23 protein-coding genes, 6 tRNA genes and 1 pseudogene are annotated in these 24,024 nt (G+C 72.4%); 9 read left to right on the top strand and 21 right to left on the bottom strand.

The features are described 5' to 3' along the window. Positions 1-48: 48 nt before the first annotated feature. From ACZ470_RS29990 to ACZ470_RS30015, 6 genes are all read right to left on the bottom strand, one after another. Positions 49-648 carry a hypothetical protein gene (locus ACZ470_RS29990; protein ID WP_468432247.1) on the bottom strand — a complete coding sequence of 200 codons (600 nt, stop codon included), beginning with the start codon at positions 646-648 and terminating at the stop codon, positions 49-51. A gap of 10 nt (positions 649-658) precedes the next feature. Beyond that, entirely contained in the window at positions 659-1,534 is an 876-nt protein-coding gene (locus ACZ470_RS29995; RefSeq protein ID WP_468432249.1) for a carbohydrate ABC transporter permease, read from the bottom strand. Then, complete coding sequence (locus ACZ470_RS30000) at positions 1,531-2,487, bottom strand: carbohydrate ABC transporter permease (RefSeq protein WP_468432250.1); 957 nt, start codon at positions 2,485-2,487, stop codon at positions 1,531-1,533. The genes ACZ470_RS29995 and ACZ470_RS30000 overlap by 4 nt, the downstream gene beginning before the upstream one ends. Before the next feature lie 14 nt (positions 2,488-2,501). Next, on the bottom strand, positions 2,502-3,791 hold the full coding sequence (locus ACZ470_RS30005; RefSeq protein ID WP_468432252.1) for an ABC transporter substrate-binding protein: 1,290 nt from the start codon (positions 3,789-3,791) through the stop codon (positions 2,502-2,504). Positions 3,792-4,191: 400 nt separating this feature from the next. Then, positions 4,192-4,263, bottom strand: a tRNA-Val gene (locus ACZ470_RS30010). Between the two features lie 79 nt (positions 4,264-4,342). After that, a complete protein-coding gene (locus tag ACZ470_RS30015) occupies positions 4,343-4,801 on the bottom strand; it encodes a TIGR02611 family protein (protein ID WP_468432253.1) in 459 nt (152 codons plus the stop codon). A 191-nt stretch (positions 4,802-4,992) separates the two neighbouring features. On the opposite strand from ACZ470_RS30015, the gene ACZ470_RS30020 reads away from it, so the two are divergent. Both ACZ470_RS30020 and ACZ470_RS30025 read left to right on the top strand, forming a co-directional pair. Beyond that, positions 4,993-5,406, top strand: coding sequence for an SsgA family sporulation/cell division regulator (locus tag ACZ470_RS30020; RefSeq protein ID WP_004002642.1), 414 nt, complete (start codon positions 4,993-4,995; stop codon positions 5,404-5,406). Positions 5,407-5,692: 286 nt separating this feature from the next. After that, complete coding sequence (locus ACZ470_RS30025; RefSeq protein ID WP_468432255.1) at positions 5,693-6,253, top strand: CGNR zinc finger domain-containing protein; 561 nt, start codon at positions 5,693-5,695, stop codon at positions 6,251-6,253. Positions 6,254-6,469: 216 nt separating this feature from the next. Here ACZ470_RS30025 and ACZ470_RS30030 read toward each other — a convergent pair whose 3' ends face one another. The 3 genes and pseudogenes from ACZ470_RS30030 to ACZ470_RS30040 form a co-directional block, all read right to left on the bottom strand. Next, on the bottom strand, positions 6,470-6,643 hold the full coding sequence (locus tag ACZ470_RS30030; RefSeq protein WP_156698612.1) for a hypothetical protein: 174 nt from the start codon (positions 6,641-6,643) through the stop codon (positions 6,470-6,472). Between the two features lie 148 nt (positions 6,644-6,791). Then, positions 6,792-7,229 carry a hypothetical protein gene (locus ACZ470_RS30035; protein ID WP_468432377.1) on the bottom strand — a complete coding sequence of 146 codons (438 nt, stop codon included), beginning with the start codon at positions 7,227-7,229 and terminating at the stop codon, positions 6,792-6,794. A 138-nt stretch (positions 7,230-7,367) separates the two neighbouring features. Beyond that, positions 7,368-7,567: pseudogene (locus ACZ470_RS30040) on the bottom strand (SPFH domain-containing protein); the annotation flags it as partial. A 38-nt stretch (positions 7,568-7,605) separates the two neighbouring features. On the opposite strand from ACZ470_RS30040, the gene ACZ470_RS30045 reads away from it, so the two are divergent. Further along, complete coding sequence (locus ACZ470_RS30045; protein ID WP_468432256.1) at positions 7,606-8,130, top strand: DsbA family protein; 525 nt, start codon at positions 7,606-7,608, stop codon at positions 8,128-8,130. A 27-nt stretch (positions 8,131-8,157) separates the two neighbouring features. On the opposite strand, the gene ACZ470_RS30050 is transcribed toward ACZ470_RS30045, so the two are convergent. Genes ACZ470_RS30050 through ACZ470_RS30060 form a run of 3 tightly spaced genes read right to left on the bottom strand, consistent with a single transcriptional unit; the run spans position 8,158 to position 10,905 of the window. After that, positions 8,158-8,982 (bottom strand): GNAT family N-acetyltransferase, encoded by an 825-nt coding sequence (locus ACZ470_RS30050; RefSeq protein WP_468432258.1) that lies wholly within the window; start codon positions 8,980-8,982, stop codon positions 8,158-8,160. Between the two features lie 52 nt (positions 8,983-9,034). After that, entirely contained in the window at positions 9,035-9,856 is an 822-nt protein-coding gene (locus ACZ470_RS30055; RefSeq protein ID WP_468432260.1) for an aminotransferase class IV, read from the bottom strand. Positions 9,857-9,858: 2 nt separating this feature from the next. Beyond that, positions 9,859-10,905: a chorismate-binding protein gene (locus tag ACZ470_RS30060; RefSeq protein ID WP_468432261.1), complete on the bottom strand. Its 1,047-nt coding sequence runs from the start codon at positions 10,903-10,905 to the stop codon at positions 9,859-9,861. Positions 10,906-11,082: 177 nt separating this feature from the next. Here ACZ470_RS30060 and ACZ470_RS30065 point away from each other — a divergent pair. From ACZ470_RS30065 to ACZ470_RS30085, 5 genes are all read left to right on the top strand, one after another. Continuing rightward, a tRNA-Gly gene (locus tag ACZ470_RS30065) sits at positions 11,083-11,155 on the top strand. Positions 11,156-11,192: 37 nt separating this feature from the next. Next, positions 11,193-11,266: transfer RNA gene (locus ACZ470_RS30070), tRNA-Cys, on the top strand. 1 nt (position 11,267) lies between these two features. Beyond that, a tRNA-Val gene (locus ACZ470_RS30075) sits at positions 11,268-11,339 on the top strand. 34 nt (positions 11,340-11,373) lie between these two features. After that, positions 11,374-11,445, top strand: a tRNA-Val gene (locus ACZ470_RS30080). A gap of 43 nt (positions 11,446-11,488) precedes the next feature. Further along, positions 11,489-11,560 (top strand) — tRNA-Val (locus ACZ470_RS30085). A 48-nt stretch (positions 11,561-11,608) separates the two neighbouring features. On the opposite strand, the gene ACZ470_RS30090 is transcribed toward ACZ470_RS30085, so the two are convergent. From ACZ470_RS30090 to ACZ470_RS30105, 4 genes are all read right to left on the bottom strand, one after another. Further along, positions 11,609-11,881 (bottom strand): TFIIB-type zinc ribbon-containing protein, encoded by a 273-nt coding sequence (locus ACZ470_RS30090; protein WP_468432262.1) that lies wholly within the window; start codon positions 11,879-11,881, stop codon positions 11,609-11,611. A 101-nt stretch (positions 11,882-11,982) separates the two neighbouring features. Then, a complete protein-coding gene (locus ACZ470_RS30095) occupies positions 11,983-12,939 on the bottom strand; it encodes a phosphotransferase family protein (protein WP_468432263.1) in 957 nt (318 codons plus the stop codon). A gap of 596 nt (positions 12,940-13,535) precedes the next feature. Further along, positions 13,536-13,715, bottom strand: coding sequence for a hypothetical protein (locus ACZ470_RS30100; protein ID WP_468432264.1), 180 nt, complete (start codon positions 13,713-13,715; stop codon positions 13,536-13,538). 197 nt (positions 13,716-13,912) lie between these two features. After that, positions 13,913-14,188, bottom strand: coding sequence for a hypothetical protein (locus tag ACZ470_RS30105; RefSeq protein ID WP_468432266.1), 276 nt, complete (start codon positions 14,186-14,188; stop codon positions 13,913-13,915). A 195-nt stretch (positions 14,189-14,383) separates the two neighbouring features. Between ACZ470_RS30105 and ACZ470_RS30110 the strand changes: the two genes are divergently transcribed. After that, the gene (locus ACZ470_RS30110; RefSeq protein ID WP_468432267.1) at positions 14,384-15,709 is read left to right on the top strand and encodes a serine/threonine-protein kinase; all 1,326 of its coding nucleotides are present in this window, start codon (positions 14,384-14,386) and stop codon (positions 15,707-15,709) included. A gap of 10 nt (positions 15,710-15,719) precedes the next feature. Here the strand turns inward: ACZ470_RS30110 and ACZ470_RS30115 are convergent, their stop codons facing one another. From ACZ470_RS30115 to ACZ470_RS30135, 5 genes are all read right to left on the bottom strand, one after another. Continuing rightward, positions 15,720-16,538, bottom strand: coding sequence for a TrmH family RNA methyltransferase (locus ACZ470_RS30115; protein WP_468432268.1), 819 nt, complete (start codon positions 16,536-16,538; stop codon positions 15,720-15,722). Position 16,539: 1 nt separating this feature from the next. Then, positions 16,540-17,772 carry a uroporphyrinogen-III C-methyltransferase gene (gene cobA / locus ACZ470_RS30120; RefSeq protein ID WP_468432270.1) on the bottom strand — a complete coding sequence of 411 codons (1,233 nt, stop codon included), beginning with the start codon at positions 17,770-17,772 and terminating at the stop codon, positions 16,540-16,542. Between the two features lie 307 nt (positions 17,773-18,079). Further along, positions 18,080-21,673: a nicotinate-nucleotide--dimethylbenzimidazole phosphoribosyltransferase gene (gene cobT, locus ACZ470_RS30125; RefSeq protein WP_468432272.1), complete on the bottom strand. Its 3,594-nt coding sequence runs from the start codon at positions 21,671-21,673 to the stop codon at positions 18,080-18,082. A 369-nt stretch (positions 21,674-22,042) separates the two neighbouring features. Further along, the gene (gene cbiE, locus ACZ470_RS30130) at positions 22,043-23,251 is read right to left on the bottom strand and encodes a precorrin-6y C5,15-methyltransferase (decarboxylating) subunit CbiE (protein WP_468432273.1); all 1,209 of its coding nucleotides are present in this window, start codon (positions 23,249-23,251) and stop codon (positions 22,043-22,045) included. 122 nt (positions 23,252-23,373) lie between these two features. Continuing rightward, on the bottom strand, positions 23,374-24,012 hold the full coding sequence (locus ACZ470_RS30135; RefSeq protein ID WP_468432275.1) for a GNAT family N-acetyltransferase: 639 nt from the start codon (positions 24,010-24,012) through the stop codon (positions 23,374-23,376). Positions 24,013-24,024 lie beyond the last annotated feature (12 nt).

Genomic DNA, 24,024 nt, shown 5'->3' on the forward strand with positions numbered 1-24,024 from the left:
CAGAGGTGCGGCGCCGGGGCGCCGACCTCGGGATGGGGGCACCGCCCGTCAGCGGTGCCGGTACCGCTCCTCCACGGCGACGGCCGCCGCCGCGACGGCCCCCAGGACGGGGACCGCCAGCGGCGGGACGAACCAGGCGGACACGGCCACGACGGCAAGCCCGCAGACGACCAGGAAGGATCCGGCGGGATCGAGCACGGTCCGCCGTCCGGCATCGGCGAGCAGCGCCCGCCAGGCCGCGCCGGACGTCCAGACGGCGGCCGCCCGCAGCAGCGCCACGGCGGCCCCGATCAGCGCGAAGACGCCGACGGCCCCGACGAGCGGCCCACCGGGCAGCCCGGCCCGGGCGGCCAGGACGTCCACCCACACCGCGACGGCCACCGCCCACCCGGCGAGCCCGACGACCCATCCGCCGCGCACGGCCGCACGGAAGTCCGCGGCGAACTCCCGCAGACCGCCGCCCTGGTGGGCGGTACGACGCCGCAGATGCCGGGCGCCGGCGGCGAAGGCCGCGGGGTAGGTGACGATCCCGAGACAGGCCACCGCGATCCACACGCCGGTGAGCAGGCACTCGGCGAAGACCGCGAAGCGCTCGCCGAACACGGACTCCCTGCGCGCGGTACGGGCCTTCACGCGTGCTTCCGCCATGGTGACCGCCTCAGCCCTTCAGTCCGGAGGTCGCCATGCCGTCGATGAGGTAGCGCTGGAAGGCCATGAAGAAGGCGATGACCGGCATCAGTGCCACCAGCGACATCGCGATCATGCTGCCGTAGTTGGAGATGCCCTCCTGGTCGCGGAACATCATCAGGCCGAGCGAGACGGTGTACTTCTCCGGGGTGTTGAGGTAGATCAACGGGCCCATGAAGTCGTTCCAGGCGTTGATGAAGGTGAAGATCGCGCTGGTGATGATCGCGGGCCGGCTCAGCGGCAGCACGATCGACCAGTAGGTGCGCAGATGCCCGCAGCCGTCGAGCTTGGCGGCCTCGTCCAGCTCCCTGGGCAGTCCGCGCATGAACTGCACCATCAGGAAGACGAAGAAGGCTTCCGTGGCCAGGAACTTGCCGGCGACGAGCGGCACCAGGGTGTCGGTGAGCTCGAGGTTGCGGAAGAGCACGTACTGCGGGATGAGCAGCACGTGGTACGGCAGCAGCAGGGTGCCGATCATCAGCGTGAACAGCAGGTTCCGCCCGGCGAACCGGATCTTGGCGAAGGCGTACGCGGTCAGCGAGCTGGAGAGCACGACACCGACCACGGCGAGGACCGCGTACATCAGCGAGTTCCAGAAGAAGCTGCTGATGGGGATGCCGGAGATGCCGTCGGCGAGTCCGGAGAAGTTCGCCCAGACCGGCCTGGTGGGCAGCAGGTCGAGGCTGGCGATGATGTCCTTGCTCGGCTTGAACGAGGCGCCGACCACCCAGATCACGGGATAGAGGACGACCGCGAGGACGGCGAGCGCGCCCACGTGCCAGGCGATCGATCCGAAGCGCCGCCGCTCCTTCGCGGTGGGCAGGGCGGGGCTGGTGGCACTGGTCACTTGGCGGCCTCCTCGTAGTGCACCCACTTCTTCTGCGACCAGAACAGGACCGCCGTGACGAGCGCCACCGCGATCACCAGCGTCCAGGCCATCGCGGAGGCGAAGCCCATCTGGGCCTCCTTGAAGCCCTTCTGGTAGAGGTAACAGGTGTAGACGAGCGTGGCGTCGGCGGGTCCGCACCGGGTGTCGGAGACGACGTAGGCGGAGCCGAACACCTGGAACGCGTGGATGGACTCCAGCAGCACGTTGAAGAACAGCACCGGGGAGATCATCGGCAGCGTGATGTTCCAGAACCGCCGCAGCGGGCCGGCCCCGTCCACCTCGGCCGCCTCGTACAGCTCCTGCGGGACCTGCTTGAGGCCGGCCAGGAAGATGACCATGGGCGCGCCGAACTGCCAGATGCTCAGGGCGACCAGGGCGTAGATGACGTAGTCCGGGTTGCCGATCCAGCCGCCCACGTCGAGACCGAAGATCTTCTGCGAACGGTCCACGATCGCGTCGTCGGAGAACAGCGCCCGCCATACGAAGCCGACGGAGACGCTGGCCCCGATGAGCGAGGGCATGTAGAACGCGGCCCGGTACAGGCCCTGTCCGCGCCGCTTCTGCGCGAGCAGCAGCGCGACACCGAGGGCGAGCAGCAGCTTCAGCGGGGTCGCGACGACGACGTACTTGAGGGTGACCTCGACCGACTTCTGCCAGCGCGGGTCCTGGAACATCGTCGTGAAGTTGTCCAGCCCCACCCACTGGGGTGGCGTGAACAGGTTGTAACTGGTGAACGCGTAGTACAGCGACGCGATCATCGGTCCTGCCGTGAGCAGCAGGAACCCCGCGATCCACGGCGACATGAAGAGATAGCCGGCGAGATTCTCGCGGCGCCGCCCGCGCCGCCCGGCGGCGGGGGCGGCGGGCCGCTTCCCGGCCGGGCGCGCGGGCGCTTCCTTGACGAGCGTCATGGTGGTACGTCCCCTCAGCCGGCGAACGCGGCCTTGGCCTCGCTGAACAGTGCCTTGGCGGCATCGGCCGGCTTGGTCTTGCCCTGGGCGACCTCGCCGCCGATGCGCAGGAACGCCGCCTCGACGACGTCGGCGCCCGAGGGGTGCGGGGTGATCTTGCCGAGGACACCGGCGGCGGCGACCTCTTCCTCGTACGCCTTGACGCCCTTGTTGTTGTCGTCGGTGGGCGTGAACGCCTCGTACTGCTCGGTGGTGGCGAGGATGCCGCGGTCGTAGCCCATGATCTTTCCGACCTCGGGGTCGTGGACCATGAAGTCGATGAACTGGGCGACCTCCTTGGGGTGCTTGGTCCCGGAGAAGCCGCTCAGCATCAGCGAGCCGAGGTACTGGCCGGTGTCCTTGCCGTCCGTGGTGGGGATCGGCGCGAGCCCGTAGTCCGACTCGCCCTCGCCCTCGTAGCGGATGGAGAAGTTGTCCCAGGTGAACTCGGAGGCCGCGAGGCCCGCGGAGAGCGCGGACTTGGGCTTGACCTGCTCGACCTTCTTCGGGTCGGCGACGAGGCCGGACCGCACGCGCTTGTAGCCGTCCTCCCACCACTGCGTCAGATCGTCCTCGGTGAAGCCGAGGTCGGAGTCGGTGAAGAAGGCCTTGCCGTTCTGGCGCAGGTACAGGTCGTAGAGGTACATGATGCTGAAGTAACCGGTGTCACCGGCGATCTTCAGCTTGTCCTGGATCGTCTGGAGCGCGTCGAAGTACTCGTCCCAGGTCCAGCCGAACTCGGCCTGCACGCCGGCCTTCTCGAAGGCCTTGAGGTCGATGACGAGCGCCATGGTGTTGGCTCCGACGGGGACGGCGATCTGCTTGCCGTCGACCTGACCGTTCGCCAGGACGCCGTTGCGGAAGTTGTCCAGGCTCAGATTCCCGGCGTCCGCCTGGGTCTTGAGATCCAGCAGAACACCGCGCTTGTCGTACTTGCGCAGGAAGCCGACCGCATTCTGGAAAACGTCCGGCGGATTCCCGCCGGAGGCCTGGGTCTGGAACTTCTCCCAGAACGCCTCGTAGTCGGTGAATTCAGGCTTGATCTTGATCTTCGGGAACTTCTTCTCGAAGAGGTCGATCGTCTTCCTGATGGCGATGGTGCGCGGCTCGCCACCCCACCACGCATAACGGAGCGTCACCGTCCCGTCCCCGGAACCGCTTCCGCCGCCACACGCGGTGGCCGTGGCACCGAGTCCCGCGACGGCGAGCGAGGCCCCCGCCGCTTTGAGGATCGTCCGCCTCTCCACATTCCCACCCTGCTGCATATGAGCCTCCCCGCGACGTTCGCGTCCGCCTCATGAATCGTTTCAAGTAAGCGCTTGCTGGCACAAGTTACGGAGGGCCTACGGGCGCGTCAATGATTCGGACAGGAATTCATGGGCGGCCCGGCGCGACAGCCGCGCCGGCAGCCCCGCACCCCGGGGCCTCGCCCGATGGGAAACGCCCAGGTGGGGACCCTGCGGCCGACGGGTCGAACGCCTGCCCGCCGACCGGGCCGGTCGCGGCGCAAGGTCACGGTTGGATGAAGACGACCGGAAGCGGAACGCTCCGGACACACGGCGCCGTGCCCGCGCCCACGGCGCCCCGCCACCGACGGTGCCGCCCCGCCCGCACGACGAGGCGGCCCGGCTCACCACTGGTGAGCCGGGCCGCCTGATGATCCGGTGGGCGATACTGGGTTCGAACCAGTGACCTCTTCGGTGTGAACGAAGCGCTCTCCCACTGAGCTAATCGCCCGGACGCAGGAAGAACATTACCCCATGTCAGGGGGTGCCCGTGACCAGCGGGGGCCGGGCCGCCCGACCCCCGCCGCGGATCACTGGTCCTTGATCTTCCAGGGCATCTCGAGGCCGAACTTCCACAGGTAGATCCCGGCCAGCACGCCGATGATCACGACGCCGATCGAGGTCAGGATGATGTTCCGGCGCCTCACCTTGGGATCCAGAGCCCGCTGGGCCGCCTCGGTGACCTTGCGCTTGGTCCAGCGCAGCACCAGCTGGGCCCAGACGAACTCGGTCGCCCAGATCGCCATGCCGCCGAAGATCACGACCCAGCCCGGTCCGGGCAGCGGCAACATGATGATGCCGGCCACCACGACCGCCAGGCCGACTATGAAGACGCCCACCTGCCAGCTCAGGTGCAGCGCGCGGCGCGCCTTGATGAATTCCGGCGCCCTCGAGCCGAGCCCCCGCTCGCCCTGGCTCTCACCGTCGTCCATGGTCGCCCCCTGGGCCACCACGGTGGCCTCGCCAGGCTTGTCACTCCCCGTGTTCATGCGTCCAAACACTACCCGAGCGAAACACATCACCGGAATGGGCGCAGACCGCGAACGATCTCTCGGCCGGAAGAGTTACGTAAACACACGCAAAACACTCAGAGGGGTTTACAACGGCACCGTAGGTGGCATGTCGATTTCGCCGACGTGCGAATCCCCGAGCGCACACTGAGCGAAAGGCCCTGGCGCTTATGAACACCACGGTCAGCTGCGAGCTGCACCTGCGCCTCGTTGTGTCGAGCGAGTCCTCCCTGCCTGTCCCCGCAGGCCTGCGGTACGACACGGCCGACCCCTACGCCGTGCACGCCACCTTCCACACCGGAGCCGAGGAAACCGTCGAGTGGGTGTTCGCCCGCGACCTCCTCGCCGAGGGGCTGCACCGCCCCACGGGCACCGGCGACGTCCGCGTCTGGCCGTCGCGCAGTCACGGTCAGGGCGTCGTCTGCATCGCCCTGAGCTCGCCGGAGGGGGAGGCTCTGCTCGAGGCCCCGGCGCGGGCCCTGGAGTCCTTCCTGAAGCGCACCGACGCCGCCGTGCCGCCCGGCACGGAGCACCGGCACTTCGATCTCGATCAGGAGCTCTCGCACATCCTGGCGGAAAGCTAGGCGAGGCTCACGAAGCCGCCCGGCGCCGTCGACTCGGGGAGACGGCTCGGGCCAGGACAGCCGTGTGCGGGCAGCCGCACCCGGCCCACTCACACCGGCGCCGACGCCGCGGGGTTCCGCGGCCGGCGCCGTTGTGCTGTGGCCACGCGGTCCGGGAACGGCGGAGGGTGTTCCGGCGTTGTATTCGAAGCCGTGTGCGGAGTGGGAGGTGCTGGACACGCCGGAGCCACTACCATCGGCCAGCATCGGCGGGCGCCCGCCCGACCCCCAGGCCAGGGAGCGAATCGTGCTGATCACCCACGACACCCGGTGCGCGCTCGACACCGTGGTGGATCTGGTGAACTCCGCGCCGGAGGACGACACGACACCGGAGGGGCTGCCGGACGTCGCGACCCTCGTGGAGTTCGTGCGGCAGCACAAGGTCAGCGAGGTCGGGACGCTCACGGAGCTCGACCTGGCCGCGGTGCGCAAGCTGCGGGGCCGGTTCGCGGCGGTGTTCGCCGCTCCGGACGCCCGCTCGGCCGCGGGGCTGATCAACGAGCTGATCGCGGCCGCGGGCACCACGCCCCGGCTCACCGACCACGACGGCTACGACTGGCACGTGCACTACTTCGCGCCCGGCGCGTCCGTGGCCGACCACCTGGCCGCCGACTGCGGGATGGCGCTGGCGTTCTTCGTCGTCGCCGGTGAGCAGGAGCGGCTGCGCCGCTGCGAGGCCCCGGACTGCCGGCACGCCTTCGTCGACCTCTCCCGCAACCGCTCCCGCCGCTACTGCGACAGCCGCACCTGCGGCAACCGCCTGCACGTCGCCGCTTACCGGGCGCGCCGCAAGGAGGCGGCGGGCTAGGGGGTGTCCGCACAGTCGCGTCGTCCGCCCGGGGGGCGGTCCTCGCGGCGGCCGGTGCGTGCGCCGGGTGCGGCGAGAGGGCGTGCCAGGCGTCGCGGGGCGGACGCGCCTGCGGGCACCGCCTCGCCGCGCGGCCCCGGAGAGAGGCCCTGAGGTCGGTTTCGATGCCGTGCCGACGCGGTCCCGACGGGTGACGTCGGGTACCGCGGGTACGGCTCACAGCCAGAGCAGGTCGTGCAGTGCGGCCGTGAGCAGCAGACACCCGATCACCGCCAGGAAGATCATCAGCGGTGGCTGGGAAAGGGCGAAGAGACATCCACGCGGCTCGTCCTGCTGCGGCGCGGCATCGCTCTGTGTCGTGTCCAGCATCTCGCCGCGATGATGACGCATCGGGAGCTCCCGACGCGATCAACACTCACGGAAAGGGTGCGAGTTCGCCGATTCCGCGATCTCCGGGTCGGGTTGTGATCACTTCGGGGCGCTCGGGGACCCCCTGTGACGCTTCTGCCGGTCGGAGGGGGTGCGGGGGTGCGGCGGGTCAGATGCCGTGCTTCTTGAGGATGGCCTCGATGTCGCTGAAGTCGTCGTCGCCCCGGGAGGCGGGGGCGGGACGGGCCGCCGGCCGGGCTCCCTGGCCCAGGGAGGGCGCGGAGGCCCCCGGGGAAACCGCCTCGGGCTGTGCGGCGGCGCGGGCGGCCTTGCGCTCCTTGCGGGTACCGCCGCGCCGTCGCTCCACGGTGCGGGTGGTCGCGAACAGCACCCACGAAAGACCCAGCACGCCGAAGCCGGCCCATGCGGTCGGGCTGAAGGCGGTGTCGGCCAGCCAGTCCACGACGCCGGTCATCACCAGGCCGATGGGAACGAGCGAGTAGGCGGCGATGCGGGCCGCCGCGAGGAAGCGTTTGCGGTAGGCCGTGACCACCGCGATGCCCAGGCCTGCCGCGGAGACGGCGGAGCAGACGGTCTCGGCAATCATCCGGTCCTCCAGGCAGGGTGCGGTCGCAGTGGGCACTTCGTCTCTTCCATCCTGCACCTGCCGGGCCCCGCCGGGCCATGCCCGGCCGGGACATCAGGGACATCTCCGGGTCGGCGCTCCTCCCCAGGTGCCGGTGGGCACCCGCCTGACGAAGAGGACGGCCACCCGCAGCGCCACCCCGCTCCGGTCTGCTGCCTGCATCGGCTCCCCGCGCCAGTGCCGCAGCCGCACGTCGACCCGGCGGCGCGGCGGCAGCGGGTTGACCCACAGCAGCCCGGTTCGCCGGACGGTCCCCCGGTGACGGCCGCGGAGGCCGAGCACCAGGCCCGCCCGGTCCGATTCGGTGGTGCGGGGGCCCGGCTGGGAGACTGTGGCCATGAGCGACTCCTCCCCCGCCCGTTCCGCCGTTCCCGTGCTCGACGTCTGGTGCGAGCTTCAGTGCGCGGACTGCCGTACCGCCCTCGACGACCTCCGCGCCCTGCGGGCCCGCTACGGCGACCGCCTGGAGCTGCGGCTGCGGCACTTCCCGCTGGAGAAGCACAAGCACGCCTTCGCCGCCGCCCAGGCCGCCGAGGAGGCGCTGGAGCAGGGGCAGGGCTGGCCGTACGTCGAGGCCGTGCTGGGGCGGGTCGAGGAGCTGGACCGAGCGGGAGAGCCCTTCCTGGTCGAGGTCGCCCGCGAACTGGGGCTGGACGCCGAGGAGTTCGACACCGCGCTGATCGACGGACGGCACATCCTGATCGTGGACGCGGACCAGGCGGAGGGCAAGGCGATCGGGGTGACGGGCACCCCGACGTACGTCATCGGCGGTGAGCGGCTCGACGGCGGCAAGAGCCAGGAGGGCCTGCGCGAGCGCGTCGAGGAGATCGTGGACCGGCTGCTGGCCGAGCAGGAGGGCTGACCCCGTACGGCCGGACCCCGCCGGCCGTCACAGGAGCGGTTTGTACAGGAAGTACCGCGTCGTGCCGTAGCCGAGCGAGTCGTAGAGCCGCTCGGCCGGGGTGTTGCCGGCGAACACGTTGAGGCCGATGATCCGCTTGCCCGCGGCGGCCGCCTGGGCCTCGGCGAGCAGCATGAGCGTGCGTCCGTGCCCCCGGCCGCGGTGGGCGGCGCCGGCCTCGACGTCGAAGACGAAGGCCCGGTCCTCGCGCACCGCCAGCCACAGGGTGCCCACGGCGGTGCCCCGGTGTTCGAGGACGCTGAAGAGCATGCCCTCGGTGGTGCGGCCCGCGGGCAGCAGCACGGCGTCGTCGCTCACCGCCTTGGCCCGCGCCTCGGCCTCCGGGACCCCGCGCTCGGTCCAGTTCCGCGCGTAGTCCTCCTGGCCCTTCGCCCTCCAGCGCCCGAACTCGGCCTCCGTCATGGGCCGTGCCACGCTGCCCTCCGGCAGGGCGGGCGGGGTGTCGCCGAGGTGCTTCTCCATGTTCCGGTTGCGGACGACGTAACCGAGCGCGGTCGCGAGCGCGAGGGCGGTGCCGGAGTCGGCGGGGACCGTCGCCTCGATACGCGCGCAGCCCCAGCCGCGCGCCACCTCCTCCGCGGCGAGCGCGGCCACCGTGCCCCGGCCGCGCCGGCGGTCCGGCTCCTCGATGCGCAGGCTCATGATCCGGGCCACGCCCTCGCCGAAGACGGGATGTGTGCCGAGGTGGACGTCTCCGACGGGACGGCTGTTCACACACACCTGGTAGCGGCGCGAACGCGTGCCGTCGGGGTTCTGCTGAAGCGGCTCGGCCGGCCGCAGGGTCGTGGTCATCGAAGGTGTTCTACCCGTTGCCGAGACCGGGATCAGCCGAATTTCGGGCCGGTCACGGATCCAGGTCGGCCCCGGAGCGCTCGTCGAAGATCCGCATGGCCTTGGCGGTCACCGGGCCCGGGGCGCCGGGCAGTTCGCGGTCGTCGGCGCGGTGGACGGCCTGGACGTCGCGCAGGGTGGACGTGAGGAAGATCTCCTCGGCCCGCTCCAGGACGTCCAGCGGCAGGTCGGTCTCCCTGGCGCCGGTCCACTCGACGGCGAGGGCGCGGGTGATGCCGGCGAGACAGCCGGAGGCGAGCGGCGGGGTGTGGATCTCGCCGTCGAGGACGACGAAGACGTTCGACCCGGTGCCCTCGCAGAGCTGCCCCACCGTGTTGCCGAACAGCGCCTCGGAGGCGCCCCGCTCGCGGGCGCGGGCCAGGGCGACGACGTTCTCGGCGTACGAGGTGGTCTTCAGGCCGGTGAGCGCGCCGCGCTCGTTGCGGGTCCAGGGGACGGTGACGACCGCGGTGGAGTCGGGGCGGCGGGTGGTCTCGCCGACGGCGACCACCAGGGTCGGGCCGTGGTCGCCGCGGTCGGAGCCGAGCGGGCCGTGGCCGCCGGTGTAGGTGAGGCGCAGCCGGCCCAGCGGCATCGGGTTGGCCTCGAGGACGGCGGCGCAGGCGCGGCGGACCTCGTCGAGGTCCGGGTCGGGCAGCCCGAGCCCACGGGCCGACCGGGTCAGCCGGTCGAGATGCCGGGTGAGCGCGAACGGATGGCCGTCCACGGCCTTCACCGTCTCGAAGATGCCGTCGCCCACGGTCAGTCCGTGGTCGAAGACGGAGACACGGGCGGACTCCATGTCCTGGAGCCCGCCGTCGAGCCAGATCTTCACCTCTAGGTCCCTTCACTCACCTCGTACGTTCCCGACGCTACCGCGAGCAGCCGGGAGGCCTTCAGTTCGGTCTCCCGCCACTCCCCCTCGGGGTCGGAGCCCCAGGTGATGCCGGCGCCGGTGCCGAACCGCAGGACGGCGTCGCCGCCGGCGGCCCGGTCGATCCAGAAGGTGCGGATGCCCACCGCCAGCACTCCGGTGCCGCGGTCCGCGTCGACCCAGCCGATGCCGCCGCAGTACGGGCCGCGGGGCGCCGTCTCCAGCGCGTCGATGATCCGCAGGGCGCTCGACTTGGGCGCCCCGGTGACGGAGCCGGGCGGGAAGGCGGCGCCGAGCAGCTCGGGCCATCCCGCGCCGTCCCGCAGCTCGCCGCGCACGGTCGACACGAGGTGGACGAGACCCGGATGCTTCTCGACGGCGCACAGGTCGGGCACGGTCACCGTGCCGGTGGCGCAGACCTGTCCGATGTCGTTGCGGACCAGGTCCACGATCATCACGTTCTCGGCGTAGTCCTTCTCCAGCAGGTCGGCCTCGGTGCGCCCGGTGCCCTTGATCGGCCCGGACTCGACGACCCGGCCCTCCCGGCGCAGGAACAGCTCGGGCGACGCGGTGGCGATCTCCACGCCGTGCCCGGGCAGCCGAATCGTTCCGGCATACGGTGCCGGGTTCCCGCGGGCGAGCAGGGCGGTGAGGGCGTCCACGTCGGCGTCGGCGGGCACGGGGGCGGACAGGACCCGGCAGAGGTTCGCCTGGTAGACCTCGCCGGCGGCTATGTGATCGCGGATTCGGCGTACGGCCGCCGTGTACGCGCCGCGGTCCAGCGAGGACGTCCAGTCACCGGCCCCCGGTCCCCGCCAGGCCCCCGGCACCGGGGCCGGGACCGGTCGCTCCACGACCTCCCGGAAGCGGGCGCAGGTCAGCCGGCCCTCGAAGTCCGCGGCGACGGCCCAGAAACCGGTGGAGTCCAGGGCGGCGGGGTCGTCGGTGACGTCGAGGAGTCCGGTCGCGACGAGGTCGCCGAAACGGGCGAGAGGCGCAAGGTCGAGCACGTGACGAGTCTATGACCGCCGCCTTTCCGCCGACGTGGTCACGCCTGTCGGGGGACGCCGGGCACGTCCGTGAGCAGGCGCAGCGCAGCACGCTGCACAAACGGGTTTTTGTACTGGCCCCGGAATCCGCTAGAGTTCACTTCGTCGCCGGGACGCGCAAGCCGACCGAAACGACAGGCGGACGTAGCTCAGTTGGTAGAGCGCAACCTTGCCAAGGTTGAGGTCGCGAGTTCGAGCCTCGTCGTCCGCTCGAAGGAAGAGGGGGCTTCCCGGTCCCCTACACTCCTGGTGGAGTGGCCGAGAGGCGAGGCAACGGCCTGCAAAGCCGTCTACACGGGTTCAAATCCCGTCTCCACCTCCAAGGACGATTAGCTCAGCGGGAGAGCGCTTCCCTGACACGGAAGAGGTCACTGGTTCAATCCCAGTATCGTCCACTGGATCTTCGACAGATCATCGAAGGTCTGACCCGCGCGATTAGCTCAGCGGGAGAGCGCTTCCCTGACACGGAAGAGGTCACTGGTTCAATCCCAGTATCGCGCACGCAGTGCCCATGATCCGCTCCTTGGAGTGATCGTGGTCCCGAGGACGATTAGCTCAGCGGGAGAGCGCTTCCCTGACACGGAAGAGGTCACTGGTTCAATCCCAGTATCGTCCACAGCCCGAAGCCCCCGGTCCGCCGACCGGGGGCTTCGTCGTGTCTCCGTCAGCTGGAGAAGAGCATGTGCCCGAAGCTCTTGCGGCGGTGGTGACCGTGGTGGCCGTGCGGGGCGCCCCAGGCGGGGGCCGGCGCGGCGGGGTAGGCCTGCGGCGCGGCGGGCGGCGGCGGGGCGGGCTGCGACCACTGGGCCTCCAGCCGGGTCAGCGACTCCAGCTCGCCGTAGTCGAGGAAGATGCCTCGGCACCCGCTGCACTGCTCGATCTGGACACCGTTGCGGTTGTAGGTGTGCATCGGGGCACGGCACTTCGGACACTGCATGATCGGTTCAACTCCTCGCCGGTCGTTCCTGCTTCGCGTATCGCCAGGACAGACTCTGTCCGGCTGTGGGTCGGTTGCACCCTACTTCGCGAAACTTCGGCTCAACTCGACGGGCCGGACGGGCGGCCGGAGCCGATGCGCACGCAGGCGTCGACCAGGGACCGCTCCACCTCGTCGAGGCCCCGGCCCGCCGCGACCGCCTTGGAGACGGCACGGGCGGCCGTCTGTGCGGTGAGGGCACGGGCGGGAACGTCCAGTACGTCCCAGGGGTCGCCGCCCGCGGGTACCGCGGGGCCGCCGGCGGCGCGGTAGGCGGCCAGGAAGCGGAGCCACTCCTCGGGCGCGAGCAGTCCGCAGGCGAACCAGGCGGCCGGGCGGGCCAGGTCCCACGCCGGTACGCCCGTGCCGAGGTCGTCGACGTCTATCAGCAGCCAGGGGCCGTCGGGTGCCGGGTGGCGTACGAGCTGGCCGAGGTGGAAGTCGCCGTGGCAGAGGGTGGTCGTCGGGGTGGTCGTCGCGTCGGTCGGCGGGAGGTGCTCGCCGCGGGCCCAGGGCGGGAGGGTGGCCCATGCCCGGAGTACGGGGGCGGTGGCGGGGTGGTCGGGCGCGGTGGTGCGGAGGCGGGTGAGGGCGTGGGCGGCCTTGGCGGGGCCGCGCATGGGGGGTACGGCGGTGGGGGGTGGGGTGCGGTGGAGGAGGGCGAGGAGGGTGGCGGCGGCTTCCCAGGGGGCGGCGTCGGGGTCGTCCGGGTCCACGGGGGTGCCGTACGGCCAGTGGGTGACGAGGCGTCCGTGCAGTTCGACGGGTGTCGGGGTGAGTGGGGGGAGGAGGATGCCGGGGAGCTGGGCGGCGGTGGTGACCCGGGGGGTGAGGTCGGTGGGGGTGGTGCCGGGGGCGTGGGCCTTGGCGACGGTGCCGGCGTGGCGGAGGACGGTGGTGTCTTCTCGGTCGGTGAGGGTGGTTGTGGGGCAGGGGCAGGTGGGGGTGCGGGTGCGGGTGCTCAGGTGGGCCGTTGCCGTGACGTGCGCGGTCAGGGCGGGGAGGAGGTCCGTGGTCACGGGGTGAGGTTAGCCGGGGGCGCGTGAGGTGCTGCGGCGCGCTGCGGTTGGGGGATTGCGGGTGCGGGGTGCTGCTGTGGGCGGGGGGGTGTCTGCGCGGCCCGGCGCTTGCGGGGTGCCCGCCTTGGTGTGGTCCGGGGGTGGGTCGCGCAGCCCGGCGCTTGCGGGGTGCCGTCGCGCCCACCCGTGCCGCCCCAGCGGCACGACTGCCCGCGGATGGGCGGCAGACGACTGCCCGCGGATGGGCGGCAGACGACTGCCCGCGGATGGGCGGCAGACGGCTGCACGCGGATGCGGCGGGGTGGCTGTCCGCAGCCGGCGGAGATGGGGAGCCGCGTAACGGCGCGGAGGGGGCGGGGAGGGGTGGCCGCCCGCAGTGGGTGGCGCGTCCGCGCCCCGCATCACCCCGAGATATGTGGTTCGCGCCAGGCCGTGGGCGGGCGCCGCCGACGCGCCCACCAGCCGTGGGCAAAAGCAATGCCGGCGCAGCTCCCCAGCTGCGCCGGCATTTTGCCGTCCGCCGCACCCCCGTCCCCACGGGGTTTCATGGGTGGATGTCCCCGCCCGGACCGCTCTTCCGGGCCTGGGGTCGCTGTTCAGCGCCCCAGCATCTCGCCCACGGACGACGCCTGTGTGGTCACCGTCTCCCACCCGTCGAAGACGAGGAGGAGCAGGACCGCCAGGGGAAGAGCCATCAGCGTCGCCACCAGCGGATGGCGACGTCCCTCGCCGCTCTCCCGCGTGCGGAGCGTCGTCCGCGGTGCCGTGTACGCCATGATCCCTCTCCTGGCCGTTTCTGTTGTCTTTGGCAGCGGCGGGCGTCTGACCTCGGGGGACGAGTGCTGCACCCGCCGCTTGACCTCAAATCTAGGCGTCCGGCGCTCCCCGGGCGTCATGCCCTCGTACCGATTGCCGGGCCTCCCGGAGGATGAGCCATTCCGCACGGTGTACTCCCCTGGGTGGAGACGGGGTCCTACGTCTCAGGGACATCCCCGAAGGGCCGCCCGCTCTGCCCCGCTTTCTCCGAGCCGTCCTCCCGCGGCACCGGCTGTTCCACCAGCGCGAGCACCCGGTTCGCCATGAACCGGGCCGTCCGTACGACCGCCCCGGTTCGGGTGACTTCGCTCACTTCCACCACCCCCCGGCGCACCGCCGTCTCGACCCTGCGGCCCGCCCTGCTCGCCACCACCTCGTATGTACGCGTCGTGTCCCCCGCGTCCACGACGATCTCCACTCGGTCACCCTTCACGCGATCAATCCCCCTTCGCTGTCGGGTGGTTGGGATCACCTCCCGCGCGAACCCGGCCCGCCCGCACGCTCCCTGACCACTCTTCAAGTCTCCCACCCACCACTGACAATCCATCGATCCGAGAGGGCGCGGCCTCTGCGCACGGGCGGCCGTGGAAACGTAAGCTGTGGCACGTCACAGGACCGGGCAGCGGGGATGAACATGGCGATGATGCGCCTGAGGCGCGAGGACCCGCGCGTCGTCGGCTCTTTCAGGCTTCACCGACGGCTCGGCGCGGGCGGGATGGGCGTGGTCTACCTGGGCTCCGACAAGAAGGGGCAGCGGGTCGCGCTGAAGGTCATCCGTCCGGATCTCGCGGAGGACCAGGAGTTCCGCTCACGGTTCGCGCGCGAGGTCTCGGCGGCGCGTCGCATCCGCGGCGGCTGTACCGCCCGGCTGGTGGCCGCCGACCTGGAGGCGGACCGGCCGTGGTTCGCCACGCAGTACGTGCCCGGTCCGTCGCTGCACGACAAGGTCGCCGACGAGGGTCCGCTCGGCGCGGCCGAGCTCGCCGCCGTGGGCGCGGCCCTGTCCGAGGGCCTGGTCGCGGTGCACGAGGCCGGTGTGGTGCACCGTGACCTCAAGCCGTCCAACATCCTGCTGTCCCCGAAGGGGCCGCGGATCATCGACTTCGGCATCGCGTGGGCGACCGGCGCGTCGACGCTCACCCACGTCGGCACGGCGGTCGGCTCCCCCGGCTTCCTCGCCCCGGAGCAGGTGCGCGGCGCGGCCGTCACACCGGCCACGGACGTGTTCTCGCTGGGTGCCACGCTCGCCTACGCGTCGATGGGCGACTCACCGTTCGGGCACGGCAGTTCCGAGGTGATGCTGTACCGCGTGGTGCACGAGGAGGCGCAACTGCACGGCGTCCCGGACGCCTTGGCCCCCCTCGTCCGCGCGTGTCTGGCGAAGGACCCGGAGGAGCGGCCCAGCACGCTCCAACTGTCGCTGCGTCTCAAGGAGATCGCCGCGCGGGAGGCCCAGGGCCTGGCCGACGTCCGTCCCCCGGCCCCGCGCGACGCGGAGTCGGAGCGGCACACCGGACGGCTCGCGGACACCTACCCGGACGTCACACAGCGACGGCGTCAGGGCGACCCGAGCTCACGGGGAGGCAACGGAACTCCCCCACCGCGGGGCGGGCGCGGCAGCAACCCGAAGGCGAACGGGTCAATGCCCCGGCGCGGCAACCGGAGCGTCCCTCCGGCGCGCGGCGCCGGGTCGCGCGACAGCTCCCCGCGCGCCGGCACGCCGTCCCGCTCCGGATCGCGCCCCACGCCGGCGTCGCGGAACTCCACTCCCGCGCCGCGCAACTCCACGCGTTCCGGCTCCGGTGCCCGCCGTCCGGGCCCCCGTACGACCGGTACCGGTCTGCGCCCGGCCAACCCCCGGCTGCTCAGGCAGCGCCTGTTCGTGTTCGTGGTGGTGACGCTGGTGGTCGCGCTCGGCATCGCGCTGGTGCAGGGCTGCCAGGGACCGGCGTAGGTCCCAGCCCTTACGCCTCGGGACGTCCCGTGGCCACCGCGTAGAAGGCGACCGCCGCCGCGGCTCCCACGTTGAGGGAGTCGACGTCGTGCGACATGGGGATGCGCACCCACTCGTCGGCGGCGGCCAGGGCCCGGGCGGAGAGGCCCTCGCCCTCCGCGCCGAGCATCAGGGCCACCCGTTCCATCCGGTGCGGGGCCACCTCGTCCAGGGCCCTGGCCTTCCCGGCCGGGGTGAGGGCGAGCAGTTGGAACCCGGCCGCGCGCACCGCCTCCAGGCCTTGGGGCCAGGTGTCCAGACGGGCGTACGGCACGGAGAAGACCGCGCCCATGGAGACCTTGACGCTGCGGCGGTAGAGGGGGTCGGCGCAGTCCGGGGAGAGCAGGACGGCGTCCATGCCGAGGGCAGCCGCGGAGCGGAAGATCGCGCCGATGTTGGTGTGGTCGTTGACCGCCTCCATGACGACGACCCGGCGTGCGGTCCGGAGCACGTCGGCCGCGGCGGGCAGCGGTGCGCGCTGCATGGAGGCGAGCGCGCCGCGGTGCACGTGGTAGCCGGTGACCTTTTCGGCGAGCGCGGGGTCGACGACGTACACCGGGGCGCCCGCGCGGTCGATGACGTCCCGCATGACGTCGACCCACTTCGCCGACAGCAGCATCGAGCGCATCGCGTAGCCGGCTTCCCCGGCGCGCCGGATGACCTTCTCGCCCTCGGCGATGAACAGGCCCTCGGCGGGTTCGCGGCGGCGGCGCAGTTCGACGTCGGTCAGGTTGGTGTAGTCGTGCAGACGCGGGTCGTCGGGGTCCTCGACGGTGATGAGTTCGGCCATGTCACGCCGCCCCGCGCGGGCCCACGCCGACGACGTCGCCGATGACGATGACGGCCGGCGGCTTGACCTCCTGGGCGACGACCGCTTCGGCGACCGTGGCGAGGGTGGCGTCGACGCGGCGCTGGGCGGCCGTGGTGCCCTCCTGGACCAGGGCGACCGGGGTGTCCGGGGACTTGCCGTGGGCGACCAGGGTCTCGGCGATCCGGCCGATCTTGTCGACGCCCATGAGGACGACGAGGGTGCCGGTCAGCTTCGCGAGCGACGGCCAGTCGACCAGGGAGCGCTCGTCGTCGGGGGCGACATGGCCGCTGACCACGGTGAACTCGTGCGCCACACCGCGGTGGGTGACCGGGATGCCGGCCGCGCCCGGGACGGAGATGGAGCTGGAGATGCCGGGGACGACCGTGCAGGGGATGCCCGCTTCGGCGAGCGCCTGGAGTTCCTCCATGCCGCGGCCGAAGACGTACGGGTCGCCGCCCTTGAGCCGGACCACCGACCTGCCCTTGCGGGCGTGCTCGATGAGCGCGTTGTTGATGGCCTCCTGGGCCATGAAGCGGCCGTAGGGGATCTTCGCCGCGTCGATCACCTCGACGTGCGGCGGGAGTTCGGCGAGGAGGTCGCGCGGGCCGAGCCGGTCGGCGATGACGACGTCGGCCTCGGCGAGCAGGCGACGGCCGCGCACGGTGATCAGGTCCGGGTCGCCGGGGCCGCCGCCGACCAGGGCGACGCCCGGGGTGCGGGTGCGGTGGTGGGGGGCGACCAGGGTTCCGTCGCGCAGGCCCTCGACCACGGCGTCGCGGATGGCGGCGGTGTGGCGGGGGTCGCGGCCGCGCGCCTTCGTGGTGAGAACGGCGACGGTGACGCCCTCGCTGGTGCCGGTGGCCGGGGTCCATGCCGTCGCCGCGTCGGCGTCGTCGGAGCGGACGCACCAGACGCGGTTCGCCTCGGCCTCGGCGGAGGCACGGGTGTTCGCCTCGGGGTCGCTGGTGGCGATGAGGGCGTACCAGGCGTTCGAGAGGTCGCCCTCGGCGTAGGGGCGGCGGTGCCAGGTGATCTCGCCGGTGTCCGCCATGGCCTCGACGGAGGGGGTGGCCTCGGGGGACACGAGGTGGATGTCGGCGCCGGCGGCGATGAGGGCGGGGAGGCGGCGCTGGGCGACCTGGCCGGCGCCAAGGACGACCACGCGGCGGCCGGTGAGGCGGAGGCCTACGGGGTAGGCGGGGTGTTCGGCCATGAGGGTACGGCTCCTCTTGCGGCGTGCGGTGGCCCTGACGTGCGAATTTTAAACGGGCGGGGTTGTTTGGCGGGGCCGGTGTCCGGTGGGTGGGCAGGGTGCGCCGGGTGCCGGCTGTGGGGTGGTTGTGCCCACCCTCCCCCACTCTCGGCTTCGCTCGAGCGGGAGGTACCCCCATCGCCCCAGCGGAACGACTGCCCACAACCACCGGCACGTCCACGGCGGAACCCGGTGCTGTCCACGGCCAACGGCGCGTTGACGGCGGCACCCGGTGCTGTCCACGGCCAACGGCCGTGGACAGGCGTCCCTACTTCTCCGTGACTCCTGCCGAGTCGAAGGTCGCCACCTCGTGCATCGCGCGTGCTGTGCTCTGCACGAGCGGGAGGGCCAGCAGGGCACCCGTGCCCTCGCCCAGGCGGAGGTCGAGGTCGACCAGGGGGCGCAGGCCCAGTTTGTTGAGCGCGGCGACGTGGCCGGGCTCGGCGCTGCGGTGGCCGGCGATGCAGGCGGCCAGCACCTCGGGGGCGATCGCGCGGGCCACCAGGGCGGCGGCACCGGCGCTGACGCCGTCCAGGATCACCGGCGTACGCAGCGACGCGCCACCGAGGAGCAGGCCGACCATGGCCGCGTGCTCGAAGCCGCCGACGGCGGCGAGGGCGCCGATGGGGTCGGCCGGGTCCGGCTGGTGGAGTTCGAGGGCGCGGCGCACGACCTCCGTCTTACGGGCGAGGGTCTCGTCGTTGATACCGGTGCCCCGGCCGGTGACCTCCGCCGGGTCGGCGCCGGTGAAGACCGAGATGAGGGCGGCGGACGCGGTGGTGTTCGCGATGCCCATCTCACCGGTGAGGAGTGCCTTGTTGCCGGCCGCGACCAGGTCACGGGCGGTCTCGATGCCCACCTCGATGGCCTTCTTGGCCTCCTCGCGGGTCATCGCGGGGCCGGTGGTCATGTCGGACGTGCCGGGGCGGACCTTGCGCGGCAGCAGACCGGGCGTGGCCGGGAGGTCGGAGGAGACTCCCACGTCGACGACGCAGACCTCGGCGCCCACCTGGGCGGCGAAGGCGTTGCAGACCGCTCCCCCACCGAGGAAGTTGGCCACCATCTGGGCGGTGACCTCCTGCGGCCAGGGGGTGACGCCCTGGGCGTGCACCCCGTGGTCGCCGGCGAAGATCGCGACGGCCGCGGGCTCCGGGACGGGCGGCGGGCACTGGCGGGACAGTCCGGAGAGCTGGGCGGAGATGATCTCCAGCATGCCGAGCGCGCCGGCCGGCTTGGTCATGCGCTTCTGGCGCTCCCATGCCTCACCGAGCGCCTTGGCGTCCAGGGGACGGATCTGTGCGACGGTCTCGGCGAGCAGGTCGTGGGGGTCCTCTCCGGGCAGGGCGCGACGGCCGTACGTCTCCTCGTGCACGACCCAGGACAGCGGGCGGCGCTTGGACCAGCCGGCCTGCATCAGTTCGGGCTCGTCCGGGAACTCGTCGACGTAGCCCACGCACAGGTAGGCGACGATCTCCAGGTGCTCGGGCAGGCCGAGGGCGCGGACCATCTCGCGCTCGTCGAAGAAGCTGACCCAGCCGACGCCCAGGCCCTCGGCGCGGGCGGCGAGCCAGAGGTTCTCGACCGCGAGCGCGGAGGAGTACGGGGCCATCTGCGGCTGGGTGTGCCGGCCGAGGGTGTGGCGGCCACCGCGGGTCGGGTCGGCGGTGACGACGATGTTCACGGGGGTGTCGAGGATGGCCTCGATCTTGAGTTCCTTGAACTGCTTGGCCCGGCCCTTGGGGAGCGACTTCGCGTACGCCTCGCGCTGACGCATGGCCAGTTCGTGCATGCTGCGCCGGGTCTCGGCGGAGCGGATGACGACGAAGTCCCAGGGCTGCGAGTGGCCGACGGAGGGCGCGGTGTGGGCGGCCTCCAGGACGCGGAGCAGCACCTCGTGCGGGATGGGGTCGCCGCGGAAGCCGTTGCGGATGTCCCGGCGCTCGCGCATGACCTTCAGTACGGCCTCGCGCTCGGCGTCGTCGTAGCCGGGGGCGGCCGGGCCGGCGGGCCGTGCGGTGGCTTCGGTGTCGACCCCGGCGCCCTGGGTGTCCAGGTCGTCCGGGTTCTGCGCGGGCTCGGTGTCCGCCTCGAGGGGCTCCTCGGCCGGGAGGGTCACGCCCTGCGGCGGGGTCGGCGCCAGGTGCGGGGTGGTGGGCACGGTACCGGCCACGGGGACGAACTCACCCAGGGGCTGGTCCGGCTCGGCGTCCGGGTGGACGGTGCCGGGGAGGGTGGGGGTCGGGGTCTGCTGGGGGCCCTGGACGGGGGTGCCGTCGGCCGGAGTCGGTGCGAGGCCGGGTTCGGCGGCGGCCGGCTCGCCGACAGCGGGGGGTGTCACGGCGAAGCCTTCGGCGGCCGTCGTTCCGGAGTCGGGTGCGGCGGCGTCCGCGGGCTCGGGCACGGCCTGGACCATGTCCGCCTCGACGACCGATTCCTGGGCGGCGGGCGTCGCGGGGAGCACGACGGGGTCGGCGACCGGCGTGGTGGGCTCCGGGGACGGCGCGGTTCCCGCCGCCGCGGCTTCAGGAGTCCCCGCCTGCTCCGGCACGACGTCCTCGACGACGGGCGCCTCGGCGATCTCCTCCGGCGCGACGGCCTCGGCAACCTGCGCCTCGGCAGCCTGCGGAACAGCGGCCTCGGCCACCTCCGCAACCTGCTCCGAAGCGACCTCGGTACCGGGCAGATCCACACTCTGAGGCACGGTGCCCTCGGCAACCGGCGCCTCAACGACCTGGGGAACCTCGACAGCCTGCGCCGAACCGACCTCGACAGGCTCCGTCCCGGCACCTTCGGCCTCCGGCGCCTCCACGGCCGGCGGCACTTCGGCCCTCTGGACCTGCTCCGGCGGGACGGGCTCAGCGACCGGCGCCTCGGCAGCCTGCGGCGCGACGGCCTCGGCCACCGGCTCCGGAGCGGGCTGAGGTGTGTCGGCCTCCTGCGCGTACTCGGGAGCGGCAGGCTCCGCGGGCGGCGCGGCCACTTCGGCCGCCGGCTCCGGCTCCGGCGCGACGGCCGGCGCGGCCGCCACGGCATCGGCCGGAGCAGCATCCGCCTGGTCCGGCGCTGCGGCCTCCGGCGACGGCACGGTCTCGGGGCCGGGTACGCCGACGGCTTCCGCCGACGGGACGTCCGCGGCCTGCGGCACCCCCGCCTCCGGTACGGCCTCGGCGACGGCCGGGCTCCCGCCCGCACCCGCCACCGCGATCCCGCCGCCCTCCGTGTCCTGCGCGGCCCCCGCCTCCGTGGCGACGCGAGCGACGACGGCCTGGGCCGCGTCCACCGGCCCGGGCGCCGGAACCGGAGCCGGAACAACCGTTTCCGCAGCCGGTGCCACCCCGCTCACCTGCCCCTGCGCGGCCCAGGGCGCCGCCGCCTGCGGTGCCGCCGCCTCCCGGGCGCGCGGGATGTCGAGGTACTCGGGGCCGAGGGTCGGCGGGCCGGCCTGGCGGGTCGGCAGGTCGGCGGGCCCGCGGTCGGCGAGGGAGCGGACCGGGCCGGCGGACAGGTTGGGAATGGGCGGGCCCAGGTGCAGCGGACGGGGCGGCGCGGCCGACGCCGGCGGAGGTTCGGGGAGCCGGACGCCGCCGAGGTCCACCGAGCCGCTGTCCCGGCCGGCCGTCTCGTGCGGGCCCGGCTCGTGCACGGTCTCGACGACCGGCTCGGGCGCGGGCGGGGCGATCTCGTTGCCCCAGGCACCCTGGGCGCCGGGCAGCAACAGGTCCTCGTCCTCGGCGGGACTGGCGGTGTTGGGGGGAGTGTCGGAGAGGTAGGTGTACGCCTCGGGCGCGGGAACGCCCGGCTGCTCCACCATGCCTGCGTTCTCCGGCAGTCCCTCGCCCGGAACCTGGCCGGTGTCGGTCATGCGTACCCCTCGCCCATCGGTTAGTGCTCCTACGACCAGCTCACCCGGAACGGCGCACCGACCGCCCCACACTGAAGAACGAGCGTGCGTCCCCAGCGGCACGAACGGCCCGTCCGAAAAAGGCGACAAAGCCATTCACTGGCATTGTCGCGGCCGTACGGCCGTCGCGTCAGCTTGATCGGCGACGGTTCCGCTGTGGACTGCGCCACGTTGCGCGTCCTCCGGTTCCTGCCGTACCACGACCCACCCCAAAACGGGTGCGTTTTCCGGACATTGAACGACGAAGCGCCGGGCGTCCGAGTGCGGTACAACGATCGGCCAGCCTACCTCGCGCGGTGGGACAATCCGATCACGGGGACGGCAATCGGATCAGTTCTCGCGTGGGGGCAGTACCCCGCTGAGCAGGAACGCGACGCTCCGTTCCTTCTCCGTCCAGGCCCTGGTGTCGAGTTCGACGGACTGGAGCAGGGCGCACTCCACCCGGTAGCCGTGTTCCGCGAGGTCGCGGCCGATGAGTTCGGCCGTGTCGCGGGTGGCGGCGTGTGTGACGATGCGCTGCGGACGGCGGTCGGCGACCGCGGAGACGACGGCCGCTCCCCCGCCGCCGACCCGGACGACATCCGGTTCCGGGAGGTCCTCCAGGACGTGCGGGGCGGTGCCGTGCACGATCTGGAGCTGGAGGCCGTACCGACGGGCGGTGGACTCCGTGCGGGCGCAGGCGTCCGGGTCGCTGTCCACGGCGATGACGGCGGCGCCCGCGCGGGCGGCCTCGGTGGCGAAGGCTCCGCTGCCGCAGCCGATGTCCCAGACGAGGTCGCCGATCCTCGGTCCGAGGCGGGCGAGTTGGGAGGTGCGCAGCGGTTCCCGCTCGCCCTCGCCGAGTTGGCCGCCGTACTCCTCGGCGGGCAGCGACCAGCCGCGCGGCCCGCCGGCGGGGTCGCGCCCGGCGAGCCAGCCTCCGGACTCACCGGCGGCCCGGCCGCCGACGACGATGACGACGTTGGGGTCGCGCCAGGTGTGGTCGGCGGCCTTGTCGGAGGTGACGACGCTGACCTGCTCGCGTTCGGTGCCGAGTTCCTCGCAGATGACGAAGGTGCGGTGGACGCCCTCCATGAGCAGGCCGAGTTCGGCGGGGCCGGCGCCGGGCGAGGTGAGAACCGCCACCTTGGTATGGGCTCGGCACACATTCACCGCGCGTCGCAGGGTGCGGGGGTGTGCGACGACCACCTGGGCGTCGTCCCAGGGCATTCCGGCGCGGGCGAAGGCGGCGGCGACGGAGGAGACGCCGGGGACGACCTCGACCTCGAGGCCGAACTCGGGCGCCCGCAGGGTGCGTACGACGCCGAAGAAGCCGGGGTCGCCGTCGGCGAGGACGACCGCGGTGCCGCGGTGGGCGGCGATACGGCGGGCGGCGAGGGCGACGGACCCGAGCCGGATGCGTTCGGCGCCGGCGGGCACCTCGGGAAGTGCCAGGTGGTGGGCGGCGCCCGCCACCAGCGTGGCGGCGCCCAGCGCGGAGCGGGCCGCGTCGGTCAGCGGCGAACCGTCCCAGCCGATCACCGTGACCCGGTCGGCCATCGTCGTCAGTCTCCTGGGGTTTGCGCAGGTCGTCGTCGGCTGTCCCCGCCACGGGGCGGGCTCCGTGAGACTACCTGGTGCGACCACGGACCGCGCGGCCGGTGCCCGGCTCCTGTCCGGGGTCAGTTCCAGTCGGTGTACGGCGTGAAACCGCCGGCGTCGGCCAGTGGCCCGTCCGCACCCTCGATGTCCTCGGGCAGCAGGCTCCATACGATGAAGTCGGTGCGTACATCGCTCCAGCCGCCGTCGTCGGTGCGGACGTGGGCTATGCAGGCGTTGCGCAGCACGCCCTCGCTGATGCAGCCGATCTTCTGCGCGACCTGCTGGGAGGCGGTGTTGTCGGCGGCGGTGCGCAGTTCGACGCGCTCGAACTTCTGGTCGCCGAAGAGCCACTGGGCGGTGGCGAGCGCGGCCTCGGAGGCGTACCCCTCGCCCCGCGCCCAGGGGGCGACGATGTACGACATCTCGGTGGACCGCACGTGCCAGTTGGTCTTGGTGAGCTGGATGACGCCGACCAGTCGCTGGGTGAGGAACTCGGTGACGGCGAGGTCGAGCCCGTTGCCGGCCGCGCGTTCGGCGGGGGCGTGCTCGGTGATCCAGGTGCGGGCGGCCTGCTGGGTGAAGGGCCGAGGGACGTCGGTCCAGGCGGCGACCTGCTCGTCGTTCATCATCTCGGCGAGAGCGGGAACGTCGTCCGTGTCGAGGGGACGCAGCACCAACCGCTCCGTGCTGATGGAGATGTTGGGGAAGGTGCTCGTCATGCGCCGCTCCGT

It is taken from the genome of Streptomyces sp. NPDC031111 (assembly GCF_055570675.1).

Excerpts from the sequence above, each read along its gene's own strand:
- ACZ470_RS29990 (WP_468432247.1), bottom strand. The coding sequence starts at position 648 with ATGGCGGAAGCACGCGTGAAGGCCCGTACCGCGCGCAGGGAGTCCGTG.
- ACZ470_RS30000 (WP_468432250.1), bottom strand. The coding sequence starts at position 2,487 with ATGACGCTCGTCAAGGAAGCGCCCGCGCGCCCGGCCGGGAAGCGGCCC.
- ACZ470_RS30005 (WP_468432252.1), bottom strand. The coding sequence starts at position 3,791 with ATGCAGCAGGGTGGGAATGTGGAGAGGCGGACGATCCTCAAAGCGGCG.
- ACZ470_RS30015 (WP_468432253.1), bottom strand. The coding sequence starts at position 4,801 with ATGAACACGGGGAGTGACAAGCCTGGCGAGGCCACCGTGGTGGCCCAG.
- ACZ470_RS30020 (WP_004002642.1), top strand. The coding sequence starts at position 4,993 with ATGAACACCACGGTCAGCTGCGAGCTGCACCTGCGCCTCGTTGTGTCG.
- ACZ470_RS30030 (WP_156698612.1), bottom strand. The coding sequence starts at position 6,643 with ATGCGTCATCATCGCGGCGAGATGCTGGACACGACACAGAGCGATGCC.
- ACZ470_RS30035 (WP_468432377.1), bottom strand. The coding sequence starts at position 7,229 with ATGATTGCCGAGACCGTCTGCTCCGCCGTCTCCGCGGCAGGCCTGGGC.
- ACZ470_RS30045 (WP_468432256.1), top strand. The coding sequence starts at position 7,606 with ATGAGCGACTCCTCCCCCGCCCGTTCCGCCGTTCCCGTGCTCGACGTC.
- ACZ470_RS30050 (WP_468432258.1), bottom strand. The coding sequence starts at position 8,982 with ATGACCACGACCCTGCGGCCGGCCGAGCCGCTTCAGCAGAACCCCGAC.
- ACZ470_RS30090 (WP_468432262.1), bottom strand. The coding sequence starts at position 11,881 with ATGCAGTGTCCGAAGTGCCGTGCCCCGATGCACACCTACAACCGCAAC.
- ACZ470_RS30100 (WP_468432264.1), bottom strand. The coding sequence starts at position 13,715 with ATGGCGTACACGGCACCGCGGACGACGCTCCGCACGCGGGAGAGCGGC.
- ACZ470_RS30110 (WP_468432267.1), top strand. The coding sequence starts at position 14,384 with ATGAACATGGCGATGATGCGCCTGAGGCGCGAGGACCCGCGCGTCGTC.
- ACZ470_RS30115 (WP_468432268.1), bottom strand. The coding sequence starts at position 16,538 with ATGGCCGAACTCATCACCGTCGAGGACCCCGACGACCCGCGTCTGCAC.
- cobA (WP_468432270.1), bottom strand. The coding sequence starts at position 17,772 with ATGGCCGAACACCCCGCCTACCCCGTAGGCCTCCGCCTCACCGGCCGC.
- cobT (WP_468432272.1), bottom strand. The coding sequence starts at position 21,673 with ATGACCGACACCGGCCAGGTTCCGGGCGAGGGACTGCCGGAGAACGCA.
- cbiE (WP_468432273.1), bottom strand. The coding sequence starts at position 23,251 with ATGGCCGACCGGGTCACGGTGATCGGCTGGGACGGTTCGCCGCTGACC.
- ACZ470_RS30135 (WP_468432275.1), bottom strand. The coding sequence starts at position 24,012 with ATGACGAGCACCTTCCCCAACATCTCCATCAGCACGGAGCGGTTGGTG.